Here is a 25,351-nt window from a genome sequence, read left to right as displayed (position 1 = left end):
ATAGGTTCGAGGTGGAAGCATGGTGACATGTGGAGCTGACGAATACTAATAGATCGAGGACTTAACCATATAATATGTAGCAAGTGTTATCTAGTTTTGAAGGAATATGCCTTCATAGTTTGGTGATGATGGCAGAGAGGTCACACCCGTTCCCATACCGAACACGGAAGTTAAGCTCTCTAGCGCCGATGGTAGTTGGGACCTTGTCCCTGTGAGAGTAGGACGTCGCCAAGCAACTGTAAGACGAGTCAGAATGACTCGTCTTTTTTGTGTTTATTTTTATATACGAAATGCCATAATCGATAAATTTAGTAATATTAAAGAAGAAAAAAGACTAAAAATGAGGCTATTTAAAGGGAGCATGCTTTATATTAAAGCATACCGAATTAGGATATAGACCGTTGTGCGTATGATAGATCTCTAGAAATATATATTCTAATTTCTTATCCTTCTTGCATATAGTTACAATAATTCTTTTGAATATAACTAAAACACGAACGTTATTGGTGAGTAATAAAAAAACATTCGATTATTTGTTGACATTGTTTATGAAATATTGTTAATATAGCCATAGAAAGAATAATATATAAGACCTCATATAATCGCGGGGATATGGCCTGCAAGTCTCTACCTAACGACCGTTATTCGTTAGACTATGAGGGAAAGTCACTCGGTATTTTTCTATTCACAAGGGATACGTATGCCTGAGTAGAGCACTTTCTCTCATAGTAAAAGAGAAACTGTTCTATTTCAGGCTTTTTTTATTTGAATCGGGGGGATTCTAATATGAAATCACTAGTTGGAGTCATAATGGGAAGCACGTCAGACTGGGAAACAATGAAATATGCTTGTGACATTTTAGATGAATTAAATATACCGTATGAGAAAAAAGTTGTATCCGCTCATCGGACTCCGGATTATATGTTTGAATATGCAGAGACGGCTCGTGAACGTGGATTGAAAGTTATTATTGCTGGAGCTGGTGGAGCAGCGCATTTACCAGGAATGGTTGCAGCGAAGACAAATCTTCCTGTAATCGGAGTTCCAGTTCAATCAAAAGCGTTAAACGGCTTAGATTCATTATTATCCATCGTCCAAATGCCAGGAGGGGTTCCAGTTGCAACTGTTGCAATTGGTAAGGCTGGTTCAACAAATGCTGGTTTACTTGCTGCACAAATACTTGGATCATTCCATGATGATATACATGATGCATTAGAATTGAGAAGAGAAGCAATTGAAAAAGATGTGCGCGAAGGTAGTGAGCTAGTATGACGAGAATCATTTTACCAGGAAAAACAATCGGCATTATTGGAGGCGGCCAGCTAGGAAGAATGATGGCATTGGCAGCTAAGGAGATGGGATATAAAATTGCTGTTTTAGATCCTACAAAAAATTCACCATGTGCACAAGTTGCGGATATTGAAATTGTTGCATCATATGACGATTTAAAAGCAATTCAGCACTTAGCAGAGATCAGTGATGTTATCACATATGAATTTGAGAATATTGATTATAGATGTTTACAGTGGCTTGAAAAACATGCTTACTTACCGCAAGGCAGTCAGTTGTTAAGTAAAACACAAAATCGTTTTACAGAAAAGAATGCAATTGAGAAAGCTGGGCTACCAGTAGCAACGTATAGATTGGTTCAAAACGAAGAGCAGCTTACTGAAGCAATTACCGAGTTATCATATCCTTCCGTCTTAAAAACAACGACAGGTGGATATGATGGGAAAGGGCAAGTTGTTTTAAGAAGTGAAGCTGACGTTGATAAAGCGAGAGAGCTTGCGAAAGCAGCAGAGTGTATTTTAGAGAAATGGGTGCCTTTTGAAAAAGAAGTATCAGTTATTGTCACTCGTAGTGTAAGTGGTGAAACGAAAGTATTTCCGGTAGCGGAAAATATTCATGTAAATAACATTTTGCATGAATCTATCGTTCCAGCTCGCATTACAGAAGAACTTTCTCAAAAAGCAATTGCTTATGCAAGAGTGCTTGCGGATGAACTAGAACTTGTGGGAACACTAGCGGTAGAGATGTTTGCTACAGCTGATGATGAGATTTACATTAATGAACTAGCACCAAGACCTCACAATTCAGGACACTATACACAGGATGCATGTGAAACGAGTCAATTCGGTCAACATATTCGAGCAATCTGTAATTTACCTCTTGGAGAAACAAATTTGTTAAAACCAGTTGTCATGGTAAACATTTTAGGCGAACATATAGAAGGGGTCCTAAGACAAGTGAATAGATTAACCGGGTGCTATTTACACTTGTATGGAAAAGAAGAAGCAAAAGCACAGCGAAAAATGGGGCATGTAAATATATTAAATGATAATATTGAAGTCGCTCTAGAAAAAGCGAAGGGTTTGCATATTTGGGACCATCAAGAACAACTGTTGGAGGGAAAAAGATGATTAGTCGTTATACACGCCCAGAAATGGGTGCAATTTGGACGGAAGAGAACAAATTTAAAGCGTGGTTAGAAGTTGAGATTTTAGCTTGTGAAGCATGGGCTGAGCTTGGCGATATTCCAAAAGAAGATGTTAAGAAAATTCGTGAGCATGCATCATTTGATATTGATCGTATTTATGAAATTGAAAAAGAGACACGCCATGACGTAGTTGCATTTACTCGTGCTGTATCAGAAACACCAGCATTAGGCGAGGAACGTAAATGGGTTCATTACGGTTTAACATCTACAGACGTAGTAGATACAGCGTTATCTTACATTTTAAAACAAGCAAATGAAATCATATTAAAAGACTTAGAAAACTTTGTAAGTATTTTAGCTAACAAAGCGAAAGAGCATAAGTACACGATCATGATGGGAAGAACACACGGTGTTCATGCAGAACCAACAACATTTGGTTTAAAACTTGGTCTTTGGTATGAAGAAATGAAACGTAACGTAGAGCGTTTCAAACAAGCTGCTGATACAGTTCGCGTTGGTAAATTATCTGGAGCGGTTGGTACATATGCAAATATCGATCCATTCGTAGAAAAGTATGTTTGTGAAAACTTAGGATTAGAAGCAGCACCAATTTCAACACAAACATTGCAACGTGATCGTCATGCTCATTACATGTCAACACTTGCATTAATCGCAACATCTATCGAAAAGATGGCAGTTGAGATTCGTGGTTTACAAAAGAGTGAAACACGTGAAGTTGAAGAAGCTTTCGCAAAAGGTCAAAAAGGTTCTTCTGCAATGCCACATAAGCGTAATCCAATTGGATCTGAAAATATGACTGGTTTAGCTCGTGTTATCCGCGGTTATATGATGACAGCTTATGAGAATGTTCCATTATGGCATGAGCGTGATATTTCTCACTCTTCAGCAGAACGCGTAATTTTACCAGATGCTACTATCGCGTTAAATTACATGCTAAATCGCTTTGGTAATATTGTTAAAAACTTAACTGTATACCCAGAGAATATGAAACGCAATATGACAAGAACATACGGCTTAATCTATTCTCAGCGCGTAATGCTTACATTAATCGATAAAGGTATGGTACGTGAGGAAGCTTATGATATCGTACAGCCTAAAGCGATGGAAGCTTGGGAAACACAAGTACAATTTAAAGAACTTGTAGAAGCTGATGAGCGTATTACGAGCAAGTTAACACAAGAAGAAATTAATGAATGCTTCAACTATGAGCATCATATGCAACACGTTGATACAATCTTTGAGCGCCTAGGATTAAACGAAGCGTAAAATTTCATATGGCACAGAATAGAGTCATTCTGTGCCATTCTTTATAAAAACATTATTCACATTTTTCAAACTACAGGGGGCTTGCGAAATGCAAAAGCTAGAATTGCTGTATGAAGGTAAGGCAAAAAGAATTTATCGTACAGAATCAGCAGATATGGTTTGGGTAGAGTACAAAGATAGTGCGACTGCTTTCAATGGGGAGAAAAAAGAGACGATTACAGGAAAAGGTCGTTTGAACAATGAGATTACAACTTTATTGTTCAGAAAGTTACAAGAAGTAGGAATTAAAACACATTTTGTTGAGAAGTTATCTGAAACAGAGCAACTTGTTAAAAAAGTGAGTATTATTCCTTTAGAAGTTGTCACAAGAAATGTAATTGCAGGAAGTCTTTCAAAACGATTAGGAATGGAAGAGGGAACTGTACTTGCAGAACCAATCGTAGAATTTTACTTCAAAGATGATGATTTAGGAGATCCGCTTGTAACGGAAGATCATATTCGTGTATTAAACGTTGCGTCGCCAGAGCAAGTAAGCGTATTACGAGAGATGGCTCTACAAATCAATCAAGTTTTGATTGATCATTTCGCAAGCTGTCGTGTAAGACTAGTAGATTTCAAATTAGAGTTTGGTGTAACGGAAGAAGGAGAAATTATTTTAGCGGATGAAATTTCACCAGATACTTGCCGTTTATGGGATGAAACGAGCAATGAAAAGTTCGATAAAGACGTATTCCGTCGCGATCTTGGAAATTTAACAGATGCTTATGAAGAGATTTTAAAACGTTTAGGGGGAATTTCACATGTATAAAGTTAAGGTATATGTAACATTAAGAGAAAGCGTATTAGATCCACAAGGAACAGCAGTAAAAGGAGCACTTCATAGTCTTTCATTCACAGAAGTACAAGATGTTCGAATCGGGAAGTACATGGAACTAACAATTGATAAATCAGTAACTGACTTAGATAGCAAGGTAAAGGAAATGTGTGAAAAACTATTAGCAAACGTTGTAATGGAAGACTTCCGTTATGAAGTTGAGGAGGTTGTCGCACAGTGAAATTTGCCGTAATAGTATTTCCAGGTTCGAACTGTGATGTCGATATGTTCCATGCAATTAAAGATGAGCTCGGCGAAGAAGTAGATTACGTTTGGCACGATACAGAGAATTTAGATGAGTATGATGCAATTTTACTACCAGGTGGATTCTCTTACGGTGACTACTTACGCTGCGGTGCTATTTCTCGCTTTGCAAATGCAATGAAAGCAGTGCAAAAAGCTGCTGAGCAAGGAAAGCCGATTTTAGGTGTATGTAATGGATTCCAGATTCTTGTTGAATCAGGATTACTACCAGGAGCGTTAATGAGAAACGAAAACTTAAAATTTATGTGTCGAACAGTTCAGTTACGTGTTGAAAATAATGAAACGATGTTTACATCACAATATGAAAAAGATGAAGTAATTAATATCCCAATCGCACATGGTGAGGGGAATTACTATTGTGATGAAGAGACTCTTAAACGATTAGAAGAGAATAATCAAATCGCATTCCGTTACGTAGAAAATCCGAATGGAAGCGTTTCAGATATTGCTGGTATTGTAAATGAAAAAGGAAATGTACTTGGTATGATGCCACACCCAGAGCGTGCTGTAGATGAATTACTTGGCGGTGCTGAAGGGTTAAAAGTCTTTCAATCTATCTTAAAACAGTGGAGGGAAACATATGTCGTTAATGCTTGAACCAAATCCAACACAAATTAAAGAAGAGCGCATATATGCGGAAATGGGGCTAACAGACGAAGAGTTTGCCATGGTTGAAAAGATTTTAGGCCGTCTGCCAAATTATACAGAAACAGGGTTATTCTCTGTTATGTGGTCTGAACATTGCAGTTATAAAAATTCAAAACCAGTGCTTCGAAAATTCCCAACAACAGGTGAGCGTGTTCTGCAAGGACCTGGGGAAGGTGCTGGAATTGTAGACATCGGTGATAATCAAGCGGTTGTATTTAAAATGGAAAGTCATAACCATCCTTCTGCTATTGAACCATATCAAGGAGCAGCAACAGGCGTTGGTGGTATTATCCGTGACGTATTCTCTATGGGAGCACGCCCAGTAGCTCTATTAAACTCACTTCGCTTCGGAGAATTACAATCACCACGTGTGAAATATTTATTCGAAGAAGTAGTAGCAGGGATTGCAGGATACGGTAACTGTATCGGTATTCCAACTGTTGGCGGCGAAGTACAGTTTGATCCATGTTATGAAGGAAATCCACTTGTAAATGCAATGTGCGTAGGCTTAATTAATCATGAAGACATTAAAAAAGGGCAAGCGCACGGTGCTGGAAATACAGTAATGTACGTAGGAGCATCAACTGGTCGTGACGGTATTCACGGTGCAACATTCGCATCTGAAGAGTTATCTGAAAGCTCAGAAGCAAAGCGTCCAGCAGTTCAAGTAGGGGATCCATTTATGGAGAAACTTCTTATTGAAGCTTGCTTAGAACTTATTCAGTCGGATGCACTTGTTGGAATTCAAGATATGGGTGCAGCTGGTTTAACATCATCTTCTGCAGAAATGGCAAGTAAAGCAGGAATGGGTATTGAAATGTACTTAGATGATGTACCACAGCGTGAAACAGGAATGACACCATATGAAATGATGCTATCTGAATCACAAGAGCGTATGTTAATTGTTGTGAAAAAAGGTAGAGAGCAAGAAATAGTAGATTTATTCGAGAAGTATGGTCTTGCAGCCGTTACGATGGGGAAAGTAACGGAAGATAAAATGCTTCGTTTATTCCATAAAGGCGAGAAAGTGGCGGAAGTTCCAGCGGATGCTTTAGCAGAAGAAGCGCCAATTTACCATAAGCCATCAAAAGAAGCAGCATACTTTGCTGAATTCCAAGCAATGAAAATGGAAACACCAAAAGTAGAAGACTATAAAGAAACGTTATTCGCTCTATTACAACAACCGACGATTGCAAGTAAAGAGTGGGTTTATGATCAATATGATTATCAAGTTCGCACAAGCACAGTTGTTACACCAGGTTCAGATGCAGCAGTTGTACGTGTACGCGGTACAGAAAAAGGATTAGCAATGACGACAGATTGTAACTCTCGCTACATTTATTTAGATCCAGAAGTGGGCGGTAAAATTGCAGTAGCAGAGGCAGCACGTAATATCGTATGTTCTGGAGGAGAGCCACTTGCAATTACAGATTGCTTAAACTTCGGTAATCCAGAAAAACCAGAAATCTTCTGGCAAATTGAGAAATCAGTAGATGGTATGAGCGAAGCTTGTCGCACATTACAAACACCAGTTATCGGCGGAAACGTATCAATGTATAACGAGCGTAGTGGTGAAGCTGTATACCCAACACCGACAGTTGGGATGGTTGGACTTGTACACGATTTAAAACATGTAACAACACAAGAGTTTAAGCAAGCTGGCGATTTAGTTTATGTTATCGGAGAGACGAAAGCTGAGTTTGGTGGAAGTGAATTACAGAAAATGATTCACGGCAAAATTTTCGGCCAATCACCAAGTATCGATCTAGACGTAGAATTAAAACGTCAAAAACAAGTATTAGCAGCAATTCAAGCTGGCCTTATTCAATCCGCTCATGATGTTGCTGAAGGTGGTTTAGCGGTTGCAATTACTGAAAGTGCCATTGGTGCAAAAGGTTTAGGTGCTACTGTGAAATTAGACGGAGAAGCTACAGCAGCATTATTCGCTGAATCACAATCTCGCTTCGTTATAACTGTAAAACGTGAAAATAAAGAAGCGTTCGAGAAAGCGGTAGAAGCAATTCAAGTTGGAGAAGTGACAAATACAAATGAAGTAACGATTCATAATGAAGAAAATGAAGTATTACTTACAGCAAATGTAGATGAAATGAGAAAGGCTTGGAAAGGGGCAATCCCATGCTTGCTGAAATAAAGGGGTTAAATGAAGAATGTGGCGTTTTCGGAATTTGGGGGCATGAAAATGCAGCACAAGTTTCATACTACGGATTGCACAGTTTACAGCACCGTGGGCAAGAAGGCGCAGGCATTGTCGTAAATAATGGTGAGAAAATCGTCGGTCACAAGGGGTTAGGTTTAATATCAGAAGTGTTTTCAAGAGGTGAGTTAGAAGGATTGAACGGAAAATCAGCAATCGGGCACGTGCGATACGCGACGGCTGGTGGAAGTGAAGTAGCTAACGTTCAACCATTATTATTCCGTTTTTCTGATCATAGTATGGCATTAGCTCATAATGGGAATTTAATTAATGCAAAAATGCTTCGCCGCGAATTAGAGGCAGAGGGAAGTATTTTTCAAACAAGTTCAGATACAGAAGTACTTTTACATCTTATTAAACGTAGTACGAAAGATTCGTTAATTGAAAGTGTAAAAGAGGCTTTAAATAAGGTGAAGGGTGCGTTTGCGTATCTTTTACTAACCGGAAATGAAATGATTGTTGCGTTAGATCCAAATGGGTTCCGTCCTCTTTCAATTGGAAAGATGGGTGATGCTTACGTTGTAGCATCAGAAACATGTGCTTTCGATGTAGTAGGTGCAACATACATTCGTGATGTAGAACCAGGTGAATTACTTATCATCAATGATGAAGGAATTCACGTAGATCGTTTTACAAATGAAGTAGATCATGCAATTTGTAGTATGGAGTACATTTACTTTGCACGTCCGGATTCTAATATTGCAGGCATTAACGTCCATGCAGCACGTAAAAACATGGGAAAACGTTTGGCGGCAGAAGCTCCTATTGAAGCGGATGTTGTTACTGGTGTACCAGACTCTAGTATTTCAGCAGCAATTGGTTATGCGGAGGCAACAGGCATTCCATATGAGTTAGGATTAATTAAAAATCGTTACGTTGGACGTACGTTTATTCAACCTTCTCAGGAACTGCGAGAGCAAGGGGTTAAGATGAAGCTTTCGGCAGTAAGAGGTGTAGTTGAAGGAAAACGAGTTGTGATGATTGATGATTCTATCGTACGAGGAACAACGAGTAAACGAATTGTTCGTATGCTTCGTGAGGCTGGAGCGACAGAAGTTCACGTAAGAATAGCTTCACCACCTCTGAAATATCCATGTTTCTACGGCATTGATATTCAAACGAGAAAAGAATTAATTGCAGCCAATCATTCAGTAGAAGAAATTCGTGAAATGATCGGTGCAGACTCATTAACATTTTTAAGTGAAGATGGATTAGTAGATGCAATTGGACGTCCATATGAAGGGAAATACGGCGGTCTATGTATGGCGTACTTCAATGGAGATTATCCAACAGCTCTTTACGATTATGAGCAAGAGCTTTTAGAAAGTATGAAATAAGAAGAAAAAAGCTTCTACTTCTTTTGATGTAGAAGCTAGCTTCTTTCTTAAAACGGCCCGCACAGGATAGGGAGAAATTAAAAGACGAGGTGTAGATAACGATGGCGAATGCATATAAGCAAGCAGGAGTAGATATTGAAGCTGGATATGAAGCGGTATCTCGCATGAAAAAACACGTACAAACAACAATGAGAAAAGAAGTACTAGGCGGTTTAGGCGGTTTTGGAGGTATGTTTGATCTATCAAAATTTGCATTAGAAGAACCTGTATTAGTATCTGGAACAGATGGCGTGGGAACGAAATTGATGCTCGCTTTTATGGCAGATAAACATGACACAATTGGTATTGATGCAGTAGCAATGTGTGTAAATGATATTGTTGTCCAAGGAGCAGAGCCGCTTTTCTTCCTTGATTATATTGCTTGCGGTAAAGCTGAACCTAGTAAAATTGAAAACATCGTCAAAGGTATATCAGAGGGCTGTCGCCAAGCTGGTTGTGCATTAATTGGTGGAGAAACAGCTGAAATGCCAGGAATGTATTCTACAGAAGAGTATGACTTAGCTGGTTTTACAGTTGGAATTGTGGATAAAAAGAAAATTGTAACAGGTGAAAAAATTGAAGCTGGTCACGTATTAATTGGCTTAGCATCTAGCGGTATTCATAGTAACGGTTATTCTCTAGTACGAAAAGTATTACTAGAAGATGGAGAACTATCTTTAGATCGCATTTATGGACGCTTAGAACTACCTCTTGGTGAGGAATTATTAACACCAACGAAAATTTATGTCAAACCTATTTTAGAACTATTGAAGAAATATGAAGTATACGGTATGGCGCATATTACAGGTGGCGGATTCATTGAAAATATTCCACGTATGTTACCAGAAGGAATCGGTGCAGAAATTGAATTAGGATCTTGGAAAATTCAACCGATCTTCAGTTTACTTCAAGAAGTTGGAAAACTAGAAGAGAAAGAAATGTTCAATATTTTTAACATGGGTATTGGTATGGTAGTAGCAGTGAAGGAAGAAGAGGCAAAAGATATTGTTCGTCTTCTAGAAGAGCAGGGAGAAACAGCTAGTATTATTGGACGTACTGTACAAGGGGTTGGCGTTACCTTTAATGGGGGAACGGCACTATGAGTAGATTAGCAGTTTTTGCTTCTGGGAGTGGCTCTAACTTTCAATCTCTTATCAATGCGGTAGAAGAAAAAAGATTAGAAGCAGATATTAGTTTATTAGTATGTGATAAACCAGAAGCACGTGCCGTTGGACGGGCACATTATCATCATATTCCATGTTTCGCTTTTTCAGCGAAAGCATATGAGTCAAAAGAAGTATTTGAAAAAGAAATATTAAAGAAGCTAGAAGAGTATGAAATAGATTATGTTATTTTAGCTGGATATATGCGTTTAATTGGACCGACTTTACTAGAAGCTTACGGCGGAAAAATTATTAATATTCATCCATCACTATTACCAAGTTTTCCAGGAAAAGATGCTGTTGGTCAAGCGTTAGAAGCAGGTGTGAAAGTAACTGGAGTAACGATTCATTATGTAGATGCAGGTATGGATACAGGGCCAATTATTGCGCAAGAAGCAGTAGCTGTTTCTGAAGGGGATACGAGAGAAAGCTTACAAAAGAAAATTCAACAAGTTGAACATAAATTATACGTAAATACAGTGAATCAAATTGTTCAATCTGTGAAAGAACCAACTGTTAACTAACATACAACCAGGGGTGAAGGATAAATGAAAAAGCGTGCATTAGTAAGTGTTTCAGATAAAACAGGAGTAGTAGAATTTGTTAAAGGTTTACTAGAACAAGGGATCGAAGTTATATCAACAGGTGGTACGAAAAAATTACTAGAAGAAAACGGCTTACAAGTAATTGGTATTTCTGAAGTAACTGGATTCCCAGAAATTATGGATGGCCGCGTAAAAACATTACATCCAAACATTCATGGTGGTCTATTAGCAGTTCGCGATAATGAAACGCATGTAGCGCAAATGAATGAGTTAGGTATAGAGCCAATTGATTTTGTTGTTGTTAACTTATACCCATTCAAAGAAACAATCGCTAAGCCTGATGTAACATTTGCTGATGCAATTGAAAATATTGATATCGGTGGCCCAACAATGATTCGCTCTGCTGCGAAAAATCATAAATTTGTATCGGTAATTGTAGATCCAGTAGATTACGATGTTGTATTAGCAGAACTGAAAGAGAACGGTGAAGTGAAAGAAGAAACAAAACGTAAATTAGCAGCGAAAGTATTCCGTCATACAGCAGCATATGATGCGTTAATCTCTAACTACTTAACAGAGCAAATGGGTGAAGAAAGCCCAGAAACATTAACAGTGACATTTGAGAAAAAGCAAGATTTACGTTATGGCGAGAACCCACATCAAAAAGCAACTTTCTATAAAGCACCATTTGCTGTAACTTCTTCTGTTGCGTACGCAGAACAATTACACGGTAAAGAATTATCTTATAACAATATTAACGATGCAGATGCAGCGCTTAGTATCGTGAAAGAATTTACAGAGCCAGCAGTAGTAGCAGTAAAACATATGAATCCATGTGGTGTTGGAGTAGGAACTGATATTCATGAAGCATACACGCGTGCTTATGAAGCAGATCCAGTATCAATCTTTGGAGGTATTATCGCAGCAAATCGTGAAATTGATAAAGCTACAGCAGAAAAGTTACATGAAATTTTCTTAGAAATTGTTATCGCACCTTCTTTCTCAAAAGAAGCTTTAGAAGTGTTGCAAAGTAAGAAAAACTTACGCTTACTAACTGTAAATATTGAAAAAGCGACAAGTGCAAGTAAAAAACTAACTTCTGTACAAGGCGGTCTTCTTGTTCAAGAGGAAGATACGTTATCATTAGATGAAAGTACAATTTCAATTCCAACGAAACGTGAACCGTCAGAGCAAGAGTGGAAAGATTTAAAACTAGCTTGGAAAGTTGTAAAACATGTGAAATCAAACGCAATTGTTTTAGCGAATGATAACATGACAGTTGGTGTAGGGGCAGGACAGATGAACCGTGTAGGTTCTGCAAAAATTTCCATCACACAAGCTGGTGAAAAAGCACAAGGTAGCGCGCTTGCATCAGATGCTTTCTTCCCAATGCCAGATACAGTAGAAGCAGCAGCAAAAGCAGGAATTACAGCAATCATTCAACCAGGCGGATCAATCCGTGACGAAGATTCTATCAAAGTGGCAGATAAGTATGGGATTGCGATGGTGTTCACTGGCGTACGTCATTTCAAACACTAATAGAGGATGTTTAAAAGGTCCGATCAAGATAATTGTCGCAAGTTGTCGTTGCATTGCCAGTGCGGTACTCATGTAGGAAAACTACACTCCGTGTCCTCCTGTCAAATGCGCCTCGACCTGCTCGGCTCTCTTGAACCTCCTTTTTAAACTTGTATTGATATGAAAACAAACTAGGAGCATAGCTTCTAGTTTGTACTTATTTAAGTATTGGGGGATGAAATATGAATGTTTTAGTAATCGGCCGCGGTGGGCGTGAGCATGCTTTAGCTTGGAAGTTTGCACAATCTGCAAAAGTGAAAAAGGTATATGTAGCACCGGGTAATGAAGGGATGCGCGATGTTGCAACACCGGTTGATATTGATGAGAATGATTTTGATGCATTAGTTTTATTTGCTAAAGAGAATAAGGTTGAATTAACTTTCGTTGGACCAGAAATTCCTCTTATGAATGGAATTGTTGATCGCTTTAAAGAAGAGGGACTTCGTGTATTTGGTCCAAATAAAGCGGCTGCTGTTATTGAAGGTAGTAAAGCTTTTACGAAAGAATTAATGAAAAAATATAATATTCCAACTGCGGCATATGAAACTTTTACAGACTATGAAGAAGCAGTACAGTATATTGAAAAAGTTGGTGCGCCAATCGTTATTAAAGCTGACGGTCTAGCTGCTGGTAAAGGTGTAACAGTAGCGATGACGCTTGAAGAGGCATTACAAGCTGCGAAAGAAATGCTACAAGATGTAAAGTTCGGCGAAGCGAGTAAGAAGGTCGTTATTGAAGAGTTTTTAGATGGACAAGAATTTTCATTAATGGCATTTGTGAATGGAACAACTGTGCATCCGATGGTAATTGCTCAAGATCATAAACGAGCTTTTGATGGTGATAACGGTCCAAATACAGGCGGAATGGGTGCATATTCTCCAGTACCACAAATTTCAGAATCGGCAGTTCAAGAGGCGATAAAAACAGTATTACATCCAACTGCTAAAGCGATGATAGAAGAAGGTCGATCGTTTACAGGAATTTTATATGCAGGACTTATTTTAACAAATGATGGTCCAAAGGTAATTGAATTTAATGCACGCTTTGGTGATCCTGAAACGGAAGTTGTATTACCTCGCTTAGAAAATGATTTAGTGGATGTATGTAACGCTGTATTAGATGAAAGTGAATTAACGTTACAATGGTCAGAGGAAGCGGTAATCGGTGTTGTACTTGCTTCGAAAGGATATCCAGAAGCATATAAAAAAGGTGACATTATTAAAGGATTAGATGCATTGCAAGATGTAATTGTGTTTCATTCAGGTACAGCAATGAAACATGGTGATTTTGTAACAAACGGTGGCCGTGTACTATTTGTTGCTTGTAAGGCAAATAGTTTACAAGAAGCGAAAGATAAGGTGTATAAAGAAATCGGTAACATTGAGAGTGATGGTCTATTTTACCGAAGTGATATAGGATATCGTGCAATTGGGCATGAGATGACGAGAAGCTAGTAATATAAAAAGCGGAGAATGATGTAGTTCATTCTCCGCTTTTTATATTATTCTATTTAGGAACTTTTACAAGATCAATAATGTCAGGGCATTGTAATTGATAAGTTATTGCTGTTGATGAAACTTTCTTTGGAATTTTTTGACAAGTACTATTGGAATATTGAATGTCTTTGTTTTCTGTATTTCGATCGCTTGTTTTTGAGTAATCAACATCATAATACAAAGATGTTGTTTCTTTTCCTTTTTTTACTGTTAAATCTATGATGAGAGGCTCATCTTTTTCGTTAAATCGAGTGATTCGAACGGAGTGACTCTTATTTGAATTATATTTTTTAATGAAGGTATCTAATTTTTCGATATTGTACACTGTGTAATTTCTTTGAATGACATCACCATATTTTTCGGCGGTTTCAAAGCTATATTCTTTATTCGATGTATCAATCGTTGGGCGTTTATTTGAGCAAGCGACAAGATTGAATGAGAGTAATGCAATATAGAATAAACAAGTTTGTTTATAGTAGTGTTTTACAGTCAAATCTAATCACCTCTATTAATAATTTTATATATTAATTTTACGATATAATTATAAAGAAAACATCATTATAGTATTAAAAAAATCCCACTGATTTCTCAGCGGGATTTTTTATGCCTCTTTATCTTTTTTCAATTTTCCTTTTTGCTTTGCCATTTCTCGAAGTAAATACTCGATGTGTGCATTGACGCTACGAAACTCATCATTCGCCCATTTTTCGATGACTGCGTGTAATTCAGGATCAATACGTAATGGAAAGCTTTTCTTTTTAGCCATAATGATTTACAACCTTTTAGTATAGGCTTCCTGTATTAATAACTGGTTGCGCACCTTTATCTGAAACGATGGCAACTAATAAGTTGTTTACCATATTTGCTTTACGCTCGTCATCGAGTTCCAGTACGCCTTCTTCATCTAACATATGGATTGAATCTTTTGCCATCTTCACAGCACCTTCAACAATCTCTTTTCTAGCAGCCAATACTGCTTTTGCTTGTTGACGTTGTAGCATTGCATGGGCAATTTCTGTTGCGTAAGCTAAATGTGTTAAACGAGTTTCTAATACTTCTACGCCAGCGATTTCAAGGCGTGCTTCTAACTCACGTTTTAATTCTTCAGATACTTCCTCAGTATTTCCACGCAATGTAACGCAATTATCATCTTGGAAATTGTCATAAGGATACTTCGTTGCAACGTGGCGGATTGCCGTTTCACTTTGAATTTCTACAAATCGATCATAATGTTCAACGCCGAACATTGCTTTTGCAGAATCAACAACTTTATAGACGATAACAGCTGCAATTTCAATTGGATTTCCATCAACATCATTTACTTTCAATTTCTTACTATTAAAGTTTTCGACACGTAACGATACAGTTTGACGGAACGCGAATGGAATCGTTAAAAATAAACCGTTTTGACGAATTGTTCCTAAATAATTACCGAAAAACGTAATGACTTTCGCTTGGTTTGGTTGAACAATACCAATGCCTGTAGCAAGAACTGCGGCTAAAATAATAGTTAATGCTGCTCCTATAAAAATTTCTTGCACGAGGAAAAATACACCGATAGCGGCTAAAATTAAAATCCCGATAATACCGAGAAAACCATTTACATAAAATACTTGTTTTTCTTTCATATGATCGCCTCCTGATATAAAAATGATATCACTTTTATATCATTTTAAGCAAGGGGTTTACACCTAATTTTCTGAAATTTGTTAAGTGATATCTTTTATGTATGAAAAACAAGAATATACGTTCTGTTTTATGGTAAAATAAAGAAGACTTAACCGCCCACTGCAGCAGCTAAGTCTCTTTGAGAGCATCTTGCATCGTGACAAATGATTCAAAGCGGTTTTGCCAGGATTATATCTTCAATCGCTGACTCAATCTCTTTGTCAGAAGCGTCATAACTTCCATTTGACCGTGGTTTGTCATGATTGGAAGTTTGGTTCACTTCTTCTTTAGTATGTCCCTTTTCAGCAAAATTCATGCTAGGCATTTTAAATGCCCCCATATTCATGTATTTTCCGAATTTCCACATTTCAACAATAGGGCAGAAACGAACAATTCCCTCTGCAATTTTCATTGCACCAATCCATAGCAAGACGTTAGACCAAATGCACCACGGCTTGCGTACAAGTTTAGCGCTACTACAGCCGAAGAGGACAAGTCCGAGTGTAATTCGAATTAGTGCATTTATTGTACCGATGTTTTGCTTCATTAGAAAAACACTCCTTTTTATGAAAGTTGAAATAGATAATACTATTTCTCTTATTAGTATCCCGTGTGTTTTTTTGTATATGTAATCCAACATTTGACGTTGAAAAAGATGTTGGAATGTGCGTGTGTGCAAGTAGCTTTTTTTGTTATAATGAAAGAATGCATAAAAAGAAGTTCAAAATTAAATCCTCTCGTTTGAAAAAATGTGGAAGAGGGAATTCCAAACTTAATTCTCCGTTTTAAACAAATATTTAAGATGAAGTAAAAAAAATCCTAATGAAAATAAACTGTTATTTTGAACAGAAATATACATCAATAGAGAAAAGAAAGGGTGTTTTCATGTACGATATTTCCGGGTGGAAACATGTATTTAAGCTTGATCCAAATAAGGAGTTAAGTGATGAACATTTAGAAATGATTTGTGAGTCTGGAACAGATGCTGTTATTGTAGGCGGAAGTGATGGAGTAACAATTGATAATGTACTACACATGCTAGTTAGCATTCGTAGATATGCAGTTCCTTGTGTGTTAGAGGTTTCTGATGTAGAAGCAATTACACCAGGATTTGATTTTTATTATATCCCAAGCGTTTTAAATAGCCGAAAAGTAGAATGGGTAACAGGCGTTCATCATGAGGCTTTGAAAGAATTTGGGGATATTATGGATTGGGACGAAATTTTCATGGAAGGGTATTGTGTTTTAAATCCTGAAGCGAAAGTAGCCCAGCTTACAGATGCGAAATGCGATGTAACAGAAGATGATGTGATTGCATACGCGCGTTTAGCAGACAAGCTCTTACGTTTACCGATATTTTATTTAGAATATAGCGGTACGTATGGAGACGTTGAACTTGTTAAAAATGTGAAAGCAGAATTGAAACAAGCGAAGTTGTATTACGGCGGCGGTATTTCTAATGCTGAACAAGCGAAGGAGATGGCGCAGTACGCTGATACGGTAGTTGTTGGAAATATTATTTATGATGATATAAAAGCAGCGTTAAAAACGGTTAAAGCAGTAAAAGGAGAGTAGGTGCAGGCGTATATGAGTACGACAGATAGGTTATTAAATGGTTTAAATCCGCAGCAACAAAAAGCAGTACAAACAACGAACGGACCACTTCTATTAATGGCAGGCGCAGGTAGTGGTAAAACACGTGTGTTAACACATCGTATTGCGTATTTACTTGGTGAAAAAGGTATAGCGCCGTGGAATGTACTAGCTATTACCTTCACAAATAAAGCCGCTCGTGAAATGCGCGAGCGTATTGATACACTTGTCGGACCAGAAGCAGAAGATATTTGGATTTCTACGTTCCACTCTATGTGTGTACGTATTTTACGACGTGATATCGATCGTATTGGTATTAATCGTAACTTTACAATTTTAGATTCAGGCGATCAGTTAACTGTAGTCAAAAAAATTATGAAAGAGCGCAATATTGATCCGAAGAAATTTGAACCGCGCTCTATTTTAGCTGGTATTAGTAATGCGAAAAATGAATTGTTATCTGCAGATAAATACGCAAAAAAAATTACAATCGCTGATCCATATGAAAAATTAACGAGCGATGTATATACAGAATATCAAAAACGTCTTCTGAAAAATAACTCATTAGACTTTGATGATTTAATTATGACAACGATTCAGTTATTTGAACGTGTTCCAGAAGTACTAGAGTTTTATCAGCGTAAGTTCCAATATATTCACGTGGATGAGTATCAAGATACGAATAAAGCGCAGTACCTTCTTGTTAAACATTTAGCTGCACGCTTTAAAAATTTATGCGTTGTAGGTGACTCTGATCAGTCTATTTATCGCTGGCGTGGTGCTGACATTTCTAACATTTTGTCATTCGAAAAAGACTACGAGAATGCACAAGTTATTTTGTTAGAACAAAACTATCGTTCGTCACAAAATATTTTAAATGCAGCGAATGCTGTTATTGAAAAAAATACGAATCGTAAGCCGAAGAAGTTATGGACAGATAATGAAGTTGGAAGCAAAATTTCATACTACCGTGCTGCAACGGAAAAAGACGAAGCGTACTTTGTTGCGAAAAAAATTCGTGATGATATTCAAATGGGAAAACGAAAATATACTGATTTTGCAGTGTTATATCGTACGAATGCGCAGTCTCGTATGGTCGAGGAGATTTTCCTGAAATCTAATATTCCTTACAAAATTGTCGGCGGTACGAAGTTCTATGATCGTAAAGAGATTAAAGATATTTTGGCGTATTTACGTTTAATTGGAAATCCAGATGATGAAATTAGTTTCGCACGTATTATAAATGTGCCAAAGCGTGGAATTGGTGCGACTTCTATCGATAAAATTATTAATTACGGTGTGCAAAATGGAATTTCATTAACGGCTGTATTCGATGAGATTGAGCATGTTGGAGTAAGTGCAAAGGTTACAAAGGCAGTGAAAGAATTTGCAGGTTTATTACACAATTGGGTAAATATGCAAGAGTATTTATCTGTTACAGAATTGGTAGAAGAAGTTATTGAAAAAACAGGCTATCGCGATATGTTGAAAAACGAGCGTACGTTAGAAGCGGAAGGCCGTCTAGAGAACTTAGATGAGTTTTTATCTGTTACGCAAACATTTGAATCTCAAAGCGAAGATAAGAGCCTTGTTGCATTCTTAACAGACTTAGCACTTGTTGCTGATATTGATCGTGTAGATGAAGATCCAACTGCTGGTGAGGAAGTTATTTTAATGACGATGCACTCAGCGAAAGGATTAGAATTCCCAGTTGTCTTTATTGTCGGTTTAGAGGAAGGAATATTCCCGCATACTCGCTCTCTAATGGAAGAAGATGAAATGCAAGAAGAGCGCCGTCTTGCTTATGTAGGTATTACTCGTGCAGAAGAAGAGCTGTATTTATCAAATGCACAAATGCGTACTTTATTTGGTAGAACAAGTATGAACGCCGCATCTCGATTTATTACAGAAATCCCGGCAGAATTAGTGGAATCATTAAATGAAACAGCACCAAAGCGTGAAACTTCGTTTGGTGCAAAAGGAAGAACGGCTAGTAGCAGTAAAACGACAGTCACAACTACAACACGCTCTCGTTCAGCTTTCGCGCGTCCTGCAGCTAAGACGACAGGCGGTGAACAAATCGGCTGGGCAGTAGGCGATAAAGCTTCTCACCAAAAATGGGGAGTTGGTACAGTTGTAAGTGTAAAAGGTGAAGGTGATGCAAAAGAATTAGATATTGCGTTCCCAAGCCCAATTGGTGTTAAACGTTTGTTAGCAAAATTTGCACCTGTGACGAAACAATAGGAAAGGAATGAGGATATGTCAAAAGAGATAGCAAAACAACGTATAGAAGAACTGCGTGATTTGTTAAATACATTTAACTATCAATATCACGTATTAGACAATCCTTCTGTTTCTGATGCGGAGTATGACCGTAATATGCAGGAGCTTATAAAATTAGAAGCAGAGAATCCAGAGTTTATGAGTGAAGACTCTCCCTCAATTCGCGTTGGGGGAACTGTTCTTGATATATTTGAAAAAGTAACACATAAGTCACCGATGTTAAGTTTAGGAAACGCATTTAACGAGGGAGATTTACGTGATTTTGACCGACGAGTACGCCAAGGAATTGATGATGCGAATGTAAGATATATTTGTGAATTAAAAATTGACGGACTTGCTGTTTCACTTCATTATGAAAAAGGGCGCTTCATTCAAGGGGCAACACGCGGTGATGGTGTAACAGGTGAAGATATTACTCAAAATTTAAAAACGATTAAAGCGATTCCGCTTCGTTTAAATGAAGAAGTAACGTTAGAAGCACGAGGCGAAGCTTACATGCCGAAGCGTTCATTCGTTAAGCTAAATGAAGAAAAAGAGCAAAACGGTGAAGATGTATTTGCGAATCCACGTAATGCGGCAGCAGGTTCAATACGCCAACTGGATCCAAAAATTGCAGCGAAGCGTAACTTATCTATGTTTGTATACGGTCTTGCGAATGTAGAAGAAAAAACAATTCCATCACATAGTGAATCGCTTGATTTCTTAGGTGAACTTGGATTCAAAACAAATCCAAATCGTCGTACATGTGAAACAATTGAAGAAGTTATCGCTTATGTAGAAGAATGGCAAGAAAAACGTCCGCATCTTGATTATGAGATTGATGGAATCGTTATAAAAGTAGATGATGTTGCTCTTCAAGAAAGTTTAGGAACTACAGCAAAGAGCCCAAGATGGGCAATTGCTTATAAATTCCCAGCTGAAGAAGTTGTAACAAGATTAACAGGCATTGAATTAAGTGTTGGTCGCACAGGGGTTGTAACACCGACTGCAGAGCTAGAGCCAGTGCGAGTGGCTGGTACGATCGTTCGTCGTGCTTCTTTACATAACGAAGATTTAATTCGTGAAAAAGACATTCGAATTGGTGACTACGTTGTTGTGAAGAAGGCTGGAGATATTATTCCTGAAGTTGTGAACGTTATTTTCGATAAGCGTACTGGTGAGGAAGAAGAATATCATATGCCAACGCATTGCCCAGCATGTGAGAGTGAACTAGTTCGTTTAGAAGAAGAGGTAGCACTTCGTTGTATAAATCCAACTTGTCCAGCTCAAATTCGAGAAGGGTTAATCCATTTCGTTTCAAGAAATGCAATGAATATTGATGGACTTGGAGAACGTGTCATTACACAACTCTTTGATGCTGATTATATTCGTACATTTGCAGATTTATATTCGTTGACGAAAGAGCAATTATTGCAGCTAGAACGATTCGGCGAAAAATCAGCAACGAATTTAGTACAAGCAATTGAGAATTCTAAAGAAAACTCATTAGAGCGGTTATTATTTGGTCTTGGTATTCGCCACGTTGGAGCAAAAGCAGCACGTACATTTGCAGAGCATTTTGAAACGATGGATGCGCTTGTGAAAGCAACGGAAGAAGAACTAAAAGCAATTAACGAGATTGGTGAAAAAATGGCTCAATCCGTCGTGACGTATTTTGATAATGAAGATGTATTAGAGTTATTACAACAATTTAAAGAGTATGGCGTGAATATGACATACAAAGGTATAAAAATTGCTGATTTACAAAATGTTGAGTCGTACTTCGCAGGGAAAACTGTCGTTTTAACAGGTAAATTAGAAGTGATGGGACGTAGTGAAGCGAAGAAGAAGATTGAGGCATTAGGTGGAAAGGTAACCGGAAGTGTTAGTAAAAGTACGGATTTAGTTGTTGCAGGTGAAGCGGCAGGTTCGAAATTAGCACAAGCGGAGAAGCATAATGTTGAGGTTTGGAATGAAGAGAGGTTCTTACAAGAGCTAAATAAGTAAGAGGTGCAAACTTACCATGAAAAAAATAGCATTAGCGGTATTAAGCCTTGGCCTACTCGTAAGTGGGTGTAGTGCAGGTGCCGATAAAGATGAAAAAGTGGTTGAGAAATCGGGGAAAGCAAAAGAGCAAGCAATCGTCCCAAATTACTCTATTTCGGATGAATATTATAAGACGACTATTCCATTTTATGGAGGAGAGGCACGTGGATTAGTTGTGCAAGGAGTAAGTAATCGTCTTGATATAGATGAATTTGAAACAGGATTAATGCGTATTGCGAAAGAATCATTTAGTACGAAAGATAATGTTTTCAAAGGCGGAAAATCCCTAAAAACTCAGGATATACAGATGCTTGTTAAAAGAAAACGTACAGATGCAGAACAAAAGGAACTAGAAGATACATTAAAAAAAGATGCGGTTAAATTCCCAAATATAGGGTTGAATCCTGCATTAGGTACAGGATCCGAATCATTAGAAGTGAAAAATAAAAAAAATCCAATATATATTTCAAATATTTTAGAGCATGATTATTATGTGAACAAAGATGAGCGAAGTGGCATTGTAGTTGGATTAGCGATGAATTCGGTTCATTATTATGAGGAAGAGCATGGGTATCCGCGTGAGGCTGCAATTTCGAATGAAAAAATGTTAGCTGAAGGGAAAAAAATGGCGCAAGAAATTTTGAAAGTTATGCATCAAAAAGATCCTGAAACAAAAAACCTTCCGATAACATTTGCAATTTATCGTCAGGCTCCGAAGTCTTCGCTCGTGCCAGGTAACTTTGTTTCTTATGCGAATGTCGAAAAAGGTAGTGAAACGGTTGAGGATTGGAAACAAATTAATGAGAAATATTATTTGTTCCCATCTGAACAAGCGAAAACAGATAATAAACGTGAAGACTTGGCGAGAGTATCAAACTTCAAGGCAAAATTAAGCGATTATTTCCAAGGTGACTATACAGCTGTTATCGGTACTGGTATGTATAGAGACGATGAATTAAGAGAAATAAAGCTTGATATTCCTGTCCAGTTTAATGGCAAAGCAGAAATAATTGGCTTTACACAATATGTAGCCGGGCTTGTTATGGAATACTTCCCGAATTATATGAAAGTACAAGTAACGATTAAATCTGTAGAACGTCCAGAAGCGATTATTATACGTGAAGCGAAGCAAGATGAGCCGTATGTGAAAATTTTAGATTAAATAGAAGGGCCGTTCCTTTGTGGAACGGCTTTTTTTCTTGGGTAATTTTGTTATAATTTAAAATGTTATAAATAATGGGGTAAGGGGTAAAGCGCATGGACGAATTAAGTTTTCAAGTCATTATTTTATTAATTGCATTCGGTTTTTTAGCAGCTTTTATTGATTCAGTTGTTGGCGGTGGAGGGTTAATTTCGCTTCCGGCACTTATGTTTGTTGGTTTACCGCCAGCTTCGGCAATTGCAACGAATAAATTAGCTGCAACGATGGGGACGTTTACGAGTGCGATTTACTTTATTCGATCGGGAAAGGTCGATTTTAAAATTGTAGGAAAGTTAATCCCGTTAATTGTTATAGGAGCAGTAGCAGGTGCTTTAGTAGTAAAGTTTATTCCTCCAGATATTTTACGTCCGTTAGTGCTTGTAATGTTGGTATTTATTGCTATTTATATTATTGCGAAAAAGGATTGGGGAAGTGTGTCTACCTATAAGAAGATGACGAAAAGAAAAACATTAATATTTTTCTTTGTTATTTTAATGATAGGGTTTTACGATGGATTTTTTGGACCAGGGACAGGATCCTTTTTAATTTTTGCATTTTTATTAATTGGTTTGGATTTTATTCAAGCGGCAGCATCTGGAAAACTTTTGAACTTTGTTAGTAATATCGTATCGTTAATCACTTTTTTATTTTTAGACGTAATTCATTTTGAATACGGTATTATTATGGGGTTATCGATGATTTTTGGCGCTTATTTTGGATCGAAGTTTGCAGTTCAAAAAGGTGTTGGATATGTAAGGACTTTATTTTTGTTAGTAACTATTTTATTGATTGGCAAAAACGTTTTGGAATATACTCATATTTTGTAGAGTTATACATTTGTATAACTCTGTTTTTTTATTATATTTTAAAAATTAATTAATTTTTAAAATATAAGTCTAGGAATATTTGAATAAATCTAAATTATCGTGTAGAATAATGTTGTAAAATGTAAACGTTTTTCTAAGGGGAGGCTAAAAGGATGGTAGTAGCATACAAACATGAGCCATTTACAGATTTTTCAGTGGAGGCTAACAAATTAGCGTTTGAAGAAGGTTTAAAGAAAGTAGAATCTTATCTTGGACAAGACTATCCATTAATTATTGGGGGAGAAAAAATCACTACAGAAGACAAAATTGTTTCTGTAAACCCTGCAAATAAAGAGGAACTTGTTGGTCGCGTTTCAAAAGCAAGCCGTGAGTTAGCTGAAAAAGCAATGCAAGTAGCGGATGAAACATTCCAAACTTGGAGAAAATCAAAGCCAGAAATGCGTGCAGACATTTTATTCCGCGCTGCAGCAATCGTTCGTCGCAGAAAACATGAATTCTCTGCTATTCTTGTAAAAGAAGCAGGTAAACCATGGAATGAGGCAGATGCTGATACAGCAGAAGCAATCGACTTTATGGAATATTATGGTCGTCAAATGTTGAAATTAAAAGACGGAATTCCAGTAGAAAGCCGTCCAATTGAATATAATCGTTTCTCTTACATTCCATTAGGAGTAGGTGTTATCATTTCTCCTTGGAACTTCCCATTCGCAATTATGGCAGGTATGACAACAGCTGCTTTAGTTTCTGGTAACACAGTATTACTAAAACCAGCTAGTACAACTCCTGTAGTAGCAGCGAAATTCATGGAAGTATTAGAAGAAGCTGGCTTACCAGCTGGCGTAGTAAACTTCGTTCCAGGTAATGGTTCTGAAGTTGGTGACTACTTAGTAGATCACCCTCGTACACGTTTCGTGAGCTTCACGGGATCTCGTGATGTAGGTATCCGTATTTATGAGCGTGCAGCGAAAGTAAACCCAGGCCAAATTTGGTTAAAACGCGTTATCGCTGAAATGGGTGGTAAAGATACAATCGTTGTTGATAAAGAAGCAGATCTTGAATTAGCAGCTAAATCTATCGTTGCATCAGCATTCGGATTCTCAGGACAAAAATGTTCTGCATGTTCTCGTGCAGTAATCCATGAAGATGTATACGATCACGTATTAAATCGTGCTGTTGAATTAACGAAAGAATTAACAGTTGCTAACCCAGCTGTATTAGGTACAAACATGGGTCCTGTTAATGACCAAGCTGCATTCGATAAAGTAATGAGCTATGTTGCAATTGGTAAAGAAGAAGGTAGAATCTTAGCAGGTGGCGAAGGGGACGATTCTAAAGGTTGGTTCATCCAACCAACAATCGTTGCTGACGTTGCAGAAGATGCTCGCTTAATGAAAGAAGAAATCTTCGGACCAGTAGTAGCATTCTGTAAAGCAAAAGACTTTGACCATGCACTTGCAATTGCAAATAATACAGAATACGGTTTAACAGGTGCTGTTGTTACTAACAACCGTGACCATATTGAAAAAGCACGTGAAGACTTCCACGTAGGTAACTTATACTTCAACCGTGGATGTACTGGTGCAATCGTAGGATACCAACCATTCGGTGGCTTTAACATGTCTGGTACAGACTCTAAAGCTGGTGGCCCTGACTACTTAGCACTTCACATGCAAGCAAAAACTACTTCTGAAACTTTATAAGAAATAGTAGAAGAGATCTTCGCAGTCTGCGAAGATCTCTTTTTTTTGAAAAAATTTTTATATGTGGATTAAGATACATATCAGTAGAAAAACTAATATAAGGTGTACTTAAGTAAAATAAGGTATATTATATTGGTTGAATACATTCTCTTTCAAGATAAGAAAAGTAGG

At 37.6% G+C, this 25,351-nt stretch carries 22 protein-coding genes, 1 rRNA gene and 1 riboswitch; of the genes, 19 read left to right on the top strand and 4 right to left on the bottom strand.

The annotated features are described in order from the left end of the window. Window positions 1-118 precede the first annotated feature (118 nt). The 13 genes from rrf (at window position 119) to purD (ending at window position 13,841) form a co-directional block, all read left to right on the top strand. A 5S ribosomal RNA gene (gene rrf, locus AC3WTI_RS25240) occupies window positions 119-234 on the top strand. 340 nt (window positions 235-574) lie between these two features. Continuing rightward, window positions 575-676: riboswitch (purine riboswitch) on the top strand. A gap of 110 nt (window positions 677-786) precedes the next feature. Continuing rightward, window positions 787-1,272: a 5-(carboxyamino)imidazole ribonucleotide mutase gene (purE, locus tag AC3WTI_RS25235; RefSeq protein WP_000839367.1), complete on the top strand. Its 486-nt coding sequence runs from the start codon at window positions 787-789 to the stop codon at window positions 1,270-1,272. Continuing rightward, a complete protein-coding gene (gene purK, locus AC3WTI_RS25230; RefSeq protein ID WP_097840600.1) occupies window positions 1,269-2,420 on the top strand; it encodes a 5-(carboxyamino)imidazole ribonucleotide synthase in 1,152 nt (383 codons plus the stop codon). The genes purE and purK overlap by 4 nt, the downstream gene beginning before the upstream one ends. Then, a complete protein-coding gene (purB, locus tag AC3WTI_RS25225) occupies window positions 2,417-3,724 on the top strand; it encodes an adenylosuccinate lyase (RefSeq protein WP_000625682.1) in 1,308 nt (435 codons plus the stop codon). The genes purK and purB overlap by 4 nt, the downstream gene beginning before the upstream one ends. Window positions 3,725-3,812: 88 nt before the next feature. After that, complete coding sequence (purC, locus tag AC3WTI_RS25220; protein WP_087957395.1) at window positions 3,813-4,532, top strand: phosphoribosylaminoimidazolesuccinocarboxamide synthase; 720 nt, start codon at window positions 3,813-3,815, stop codon at window positions 4,530-4,532. Continuing rightward, the gene (gene purS, locus AC3WTI_RS25215; RefSeq protein ID WP_000278826.1) at window positions 4,525-4,779 is read left to right on the top strand and encodes a phosphoribosylformylglycinamidine synthase subunit PurS; all 255 of its coding nucleotides are present in this window, start codon (window positions 4,525-4,527) and stop codon (window positions 4,777-4,779) included. Before purC ends, purS begins: the two co-directional genes overlap by 8 nt. Next, entirely contained in the window at window positions 4,776-5,459 is a 684-nt protein-coding gene (gene purQ, locus AC3WTI_RS25210) for a phosphoribosylformylglycinamidine synthase subunit PurQ (RefSeq protein ID WP_048375606.1), read from the top strand. The genes purS and purQ overlap by 4 nt, the downstream gene beginning before the upstream one ends. Beyond that, window positions 5,443-7,662, top strand: a complete 2,220-nt coding sequence (gene purL / locus AC3WTI_RS25205) for a phosphoribosylformylglycinamidine synthase II (protein WP_087957393.1) — start codon at window positions 5,443-5,445, stop codon at window positions 7,660-7,662. The genes purQ and purL overlap by 17 nt, the downstream gene beginning before the upstream one ends. After that, window positions 7,647-9,062 (top strand): amidophosphoribosyltransferase, encoded by a 1,416-nt coding sequence (gene purF, locus AC3WTI_RS25200; RefSeq protein WP_048529435.1) that lies wholly within the window; start codon window positions 7,647-7,649, stop codon window positions 9,060-9,062. Before purL ends, purF begins: the two co-directional genes overlap by 16 nt. A gap of 101 nt (window positions 9,063-9,163) precedes the next feature. Continuing rightward, window positions 9,164-10,204 (top strand): phosphoribosylformylglycinamidine cyclo-ligase, encoded by a 1,041-nt coding sequence (gene purM, locus AC3WTI_RS25195; RefSeq protein WP_087957392.1) that lies wholly within the window; start codon window positions 9,164-9,166, stop codon window positions 10,202-10,204. Continuing rightward, a complete protein-coding gene (gene purN / locus AC3WTI_RS25190; protein ID WP_087957391.1) occupies window positions 10,201-10,788 on the top strand; it encodes a phosphoribosylglycinamide formyltransferase in 588 nt (195 codons plus the stop codon). Before purM ends, purN begins: the two co-directional genes overlap by 4 nt. Window positions 10,789-10,812: 24 nt before the next feature. Beyond that, window positions 10,813-12,348 carry a bifunctional phosphoribosylaminoimidazolecarboxamide formyltransferase/IMP cyclohydrolase gene (gene purH, locus AC3WTI_RS25185; RefSeq protein WP_097840599.1) on the top strand — a complete coding sequence of 512 codons (1,536 nt, stop codon included), beginning with the start codon at window positions 10,813-10,815 and terminating at the stop codon, window positions 12,346-12,348. 221 nt (window positions 12,349-12,569) lie between these two features. Continuing rightward, window positions 12,570-13,841, top strand: a complete 1,272-nt coding sequence (gene purD, locus AC3WTI_RS25180; RefSeq protein WP_087957389.1) for a phosphoribosylamine--glycine ligase — start codon at window positions 12,570-12,572, stop codon at window positions 13,839-13,841. A gap of 52 nt (window positions 13,842-13,893) precedes the next feature. Here the strand turns inward: purD and AC3WTI_RS25175 are convergent, their stop codons facing one another. From AC3WTI_RS25175 to AC3WTI_RS25160, 4 genes are all read right to left on the bottom strand, one after another. After that, window positions 13,894-14,376, bottom strand: a complete 483-nt coding sequence (locus AC3WTI_RS25175) for a DUF4362 domain-containing protein (protein ID WP_097840598.1) — start codon at window positions 14,374-14,376, stop codon at window positions 13,894-13,896. Window positions 14,377-14,484: 108 nt separating this feature from the next. Continuing rightward, the gene (locus AC3WTI_RS25170) at window positions 14,485-14,649 is read right to left on the bottom strand and encodes a type II toxin-antitoxin system antitoxin (RefSeq protein WP_087957387.1); all 165 of its coding nucleotides are present in this window, start codon (window positions 14,647-14,649) and stop codon (window positions 14,485-14,487) included. A 16-nt stretch (window positions 14,650-14,665) separates the two neighbouring features. Beyond that, the gene (locus AC3WTI_RS25165; protein ID WP_087957386.1) at window positions 14,666-15,511 is read right to left on the bottom strand and encodes an SPFH domain-containing protein; all 846 of its coding nucleotides are present in this window, start codon (window positions 15,509-15,511) and stop codon (window positions 14,666-14,668) included. 209 nt (window positions 15,512-15,720) lie between these two features. Continuing rightward, window positions 15,721-16,098, bottom strand: coding sequence for a YgaP family membrane protein (locus AC3WTI_RS25160; protein WP_097840597.1), 378 nt, complete (start codon window positions 16,096-16,098; stop codon window positions 15,721-15,723). A 338-nt stretch (window positions 16,099-16,436) separates the two neighbouring features. Between AC3WTI_RS25160 and pcrB the strand changes: the two genes are divergently transcribed. From pcrB to pruA, 6 genes are all read left to right on the top strand, one after another. Then, on the top strand, window positions 16,437-17,126 hold the full coding sequence (pcrB, locus tag AC3WTI_RS25155) for a heptaprenylglyceryl phosphate synthase (protein ID WP_000272090.1): 690 nt from the start codon (window positions 16,437-16,439) through the stop codon (window positions 17,124-17,126). Window positions 17,127-17,138: 12 nt separating this feature from the next. Beyond that, complete coding sequence (gene pcrA, locus AC3WTI_RS25150; RefSeq protein ID WP_142305800.1) at window positions 17,139-19,388, top strand: DNA helicase PcrA; 2,250 nt, start codon at window positions 17,139-17,141, stop codon at window positions 19,386-19,388. Between the two features lie 15 nt (window positions 19,389-19,403). Next, window positions 19,404-21,413, top strand: a complete 2,010-nt coding sequence (gene ligA, locus AC3WTI_RS25145; RefSeq protein WP_071757775.1) for an NAD-dependent DNA ligase LigA — start codon at window positions 19,404-19,406, stop codon at window positions 21,411-21,413. 16 nt (window positions 21,414-21,429) lie between these two features. Next, the gene (locus tag AC3WTI_RS25140) at window positions 21,430-22,614 is read left to right on the top strand and encodes a CamS family sex pheromone protein (RefSeq protein WP_001979866.1); all 1,185 of its coding nucleotides are present in this window, start codon (window positions 21,430-21,432) and stop codon (window positions 22,612-22,614) included. Window positions 22,615-22,709: 95 nt separating this feature from the next. Continuing rightward, window positions 22,710-23,480, top strand: coding sequence for a TSUP family transporter (locus AC3WTI_RS25135; protein ID WP_097840595.1), 771 nt, complete (start codon window positions 22,710-22,712; stop codon window positions 23,478-23,480). Between the two features lie 152 nt (window positions 23,481-23,632). Beyond that, window positions 23,633-25,180: an L-glutamate gamma-semialdehyde dehydrogenase gene (pruA, locus tag AC3WTI_RS25130; RefSeq protein WP_060629323.1), complete on the top strand. Its 1,548-nt coding sequence runs from the start codon at window positions 23,633-23,635 to the stop codon at window positions 25,178-25,180. Window positions 25,181-25,351 lie beyond the last annotated feature (171 nt).

The sequence above is a fragment of the Bacillus sp. EB106-02-03-XG38 genome (assembly GCF_058792175.1).
Note: the sequence above shows the minus strand (reverse complement) of the source record. Positions and strands in the feature narration are given on the sequence as shown.

Coding starts and splice junctions, on each gene's coding strand:
- purE (WP_000839367.1), top strand. CDS start 787: ATGAAATCACTAGTTGGAGTCATAATGGGAAGCACGTCAGACTGGGAA.
- purK (WP_097840600.1), top strand. CDS start 1,269: ATGACGAGAATCATTTTACCAGGAAAAACAATCGGCATTATTGGAGGC.
- purB (WP_000625682.1), top strand. CDS start 2,417: ATGATTAGTCGTTATACACGCCCAGAAATGGGTGCAATTTGGACGGAA.
- purC (WP_087957395.1), top strand. CDS start 3,813: ATGCAAAAGCTAGAATTGCTGTATGAAGGTAAGGCAAAAAGAATTTAT.
- purS (WP_000278826.1), top strand. CDS start 4,525: ATGTATAAAGTTAAGGTATATGTAACATTAAGAGAAAGCGTATTAGAT.
- purL (WP_087957393.1), top strand. CDS start 5,443: ATGTCGTTAATGCTTGAACCAAATCCAACACAAATTAAAGAAGAGCGC.
- purF (WP_048529435.1), top strand. CDS start 7,647: ATGCTTGCTGAAATAAAGGGGTTAAATGAAGAATGTGGCGTTTTCGGA.
- purM (WP_087957392.1), top strand. CDS start 9,164: ATGGCGAATGCATATAAGCAAGCAGGAGTAGATATTGAAGCTGGATAT.
- purN (WP_087957391.1), top strand. CDS start 10,201: ATGAGTAGATTAGCAGTTTTTGCTTCTGGGAGTGGCTCTAACTTTCAA.
- purH (WP_097840599.1), top strand. CDS start 10,813: ATGAAAAAGCGTGCATTAGTAAGTGTTTCAGATAAAACAGGAGTAGTA.
- purD (WP_087957389.1), top strand. CDS start 12,570: ATGAATGTTTTAGTAATCGGCCGCGGTGGGCGTGAGCATGCTTTAGCT.
- AC3WTI_RS25170 (WP_087957387.1), bottom strand. CDS start 14,649: ATGGCTAAAAAGAAAAGCTTTCCATTACGTATTGATCCTGAATTACAC.
- AC3WTI_RS25165 (WP_087957386.1), bottom strand. CDS start 15,511: ATGAAAGAAAAACAAGTATTTTATGTAAATGGTTTTCTCGGTATTATC.
- AC3WTI_RS25160 (WP_097840597.1), bottom strand. CDS start 16,098: ATGAAGCAAAACATCGGTACAATAAATGCACTAATTCGAATTACACTC.
- pcrB (WP_000272090.1), top strand. CDS start 16,437: ATGTACGATATTTCCGGGTGGAAACATGTATTTAAGCTTGATCCAAAT.
- pcrA (WP_142305800.1), top strand. CDS start 17,139: ATGAGTACGACAGATAGGTTATTAAATGGTTTAAATCCGCAGCAACAA.
- ligA (WP_071757775.1), top strand. CDS start 19,404: ATGTCAAAAGAGATAGCAAAACAACGTATAGAAGAACTGCGTGATTTG.
- AC3WTI_RS25140 (WP_001979866.1), top strand. CDS start 21,430: ATGAAAAAAATAGCATTAGCGGTATTAAGCCTTGGCCTACTCGTAAGT.
- AC3WTI_RS25135 (WP_097840595.1), top strand. CDS start 22,710: ATGGACGAATTAAGTTTTCAAGTCATTATTTTATTAATTGCATTCGGT.
- pruA (WP_060629323.1), top strand. CDS start 23,633: ATGGTAGTAGCATACAAACATGAGCCATTTACAGATTTTTCAGTGGAG.